Raw genomic sequence first — 1966 nt, 5'->3', positions numbered from 1 at the left:
AGAAAATAGATTACATAGAATACAATACTGACCATCCAGTAGACAAGATTCTTTCCCATAAATTTCTTACACTCCTTTATTATCTGTAACACATTTAAATACTTACGTGACTTCAAATAAAAAAGATTCTGTTTCTAATCTATTCATAGAAATCTGTTGATTAATTTACACATCCTTCTTGCAGTAGTATAAAATTAGTATTCTTAACTATCCTCATTCTGATCTCTTAATGAAGCATTATAAGCAATTAGTTTTTATGTCATGAAATACAAACCAATCAGTATTGCTCCCATAAGAACTATTACTATCACGATTGTTAGTCCCCACTTCACAGCAAAATAGACCCACCTTATCGGAAATTTAGATGTACTTTCTCCTCTGCCGGGAAGGTATAGTTAATTACTAAGGTTCTCAATATACTCCAGTGCCTTGTCATAGGGTTTTATTGGATGATCCCATATTTGATGACCAACACCTTCTAATTCTATAAACTCATATTCCTTCCCATATCTTTCCATTTGGTTAATAAACTCATATACTTGAGCTATTGGGCAATGCTCAACATCTTCTTTTCCGTGTATCATTAAAAAGGGTATATCAATTTCATTCGCCCACATGGTTGCAGAACGTTTTACATATCCTTCAAGATTTTCTTCCGGTGATCCCAATCCGATAGTGTTCTCGTAAAAACCGCTGGCTCTTTCATAGTAGTAATAGTTGAATAGCAATGAGTATAGTCCTGACAAAATCGCACCACCTCTTACTCCTTCAACATGTTCTCTTGCCATTAACAGAGCCATAAGACCACCTCGAGAGTTACCAATTAAATATATATCATTTTCATCAACATAATCTAATTTTTTAGCCAGCTCAATCATGTTTTTTACATCATTAAGGTCTCCACCACCCAGCTCATCCTTGCCAATTGCTCCACCTCTATATTGAGGTGCAATCACCACATAGCCCTTTCTGGCAATTTCTGAGTAGGCACTATCTCCAGTAATGGTTTCACGCCAATATTCATTTCCATATCCACCACGCAAAACTACAATAAGTGGAAGCTTGGTCTTATCATCAGCTGGTCTGGTCATATATCCGAAAACTTCAAGTCCATCACTCATATAGGTTATTTTCGACATGACAATATCATCATGTTCTGCTCCTCCATCTATCAGTTGCTCATCTACTATTTTGGCATCATCAATGTGGCCTTTTTCTTTAAACCACCCTACGATATCACTTGTATCCCTAACAAACCCATTAAAAATTTTATCGTCTTCAATATAAATATCCCAGTAATCAATGAAATTATATTCTTCACCATCTGAACTGATTAGTGTATAAGATATTTTATACTGCTTTGTAGTCAAAACATCTGTGTTCTGAATTTCATTCTCCAGGTAAATTCCCAAATCTGTATAATCTACAATATCCAACTCCCAAAAGATCGTGGTGTAATGCTCAAACTCACCATTATAAAAAATATTGTCATCCATTTCTGAAACCACACTCAACCTATTTAGCTTTTTTTGAAAGTATTCTTTAAACTCAAATAAATCCATATCTTCATCTAAATCGTTAAGATCTAATATTGCTTCAAAAAAAACTCTGTCATCCTCTATATTCTCACAACCGACAAAAAACATTACTATAGCTAAAGTAAGAATTAGTAGCGATATACTTCTCTTTAGATATCTCATAGATCCTCCTTTGCCTATCCAGTTTATTGAAATGATTTCTAATTACATCAATCCACTTTATGAGAACAAAATGATTTAAAATCCTGTTTACAACATTATAACATTAAATCAGTTTAACTCTACCATTTTTATGAAAACATTCTTTACAGAAATAAGGAATTAATCTCTACCAAAATAACAATGGAAAAAAGAACAATCGAGTAGGAGGTAGATGATTATTTCATCTACCGACCTCTCACAGCACCGTACGTACGGTTCCGTATACG

Annotated in this window: 1 protein-coding gene; it reads right to left on the bottom strand. The window is 33.9% G+C overall.

The features are described 5' to 3' along the window. Positions 1–395: 395 nt before the first annotated feature. Entirely contained in the window at positions 396–1700 is a 1305-nt protein-coding gene (locus tag ACOEN1_RS13330; protein WP_422487382.1) for an alpha/beta hydrolase family protein, read from the bottom strand. Positions 1701–1966 lie beyond the last annotated feature (266 nt).

The sequence above is a fragment of the Gudongella sp. DL1XJH-153 genome, assembly GCF_049310905.1.
GTDB lineage: Bacteria > Bacillota > Clostridia > Tissierellales > Tissierellaceae > Gudongella.
This window is presented reverse-complemented; position numbering and strand designations above follow the sequence as displayed.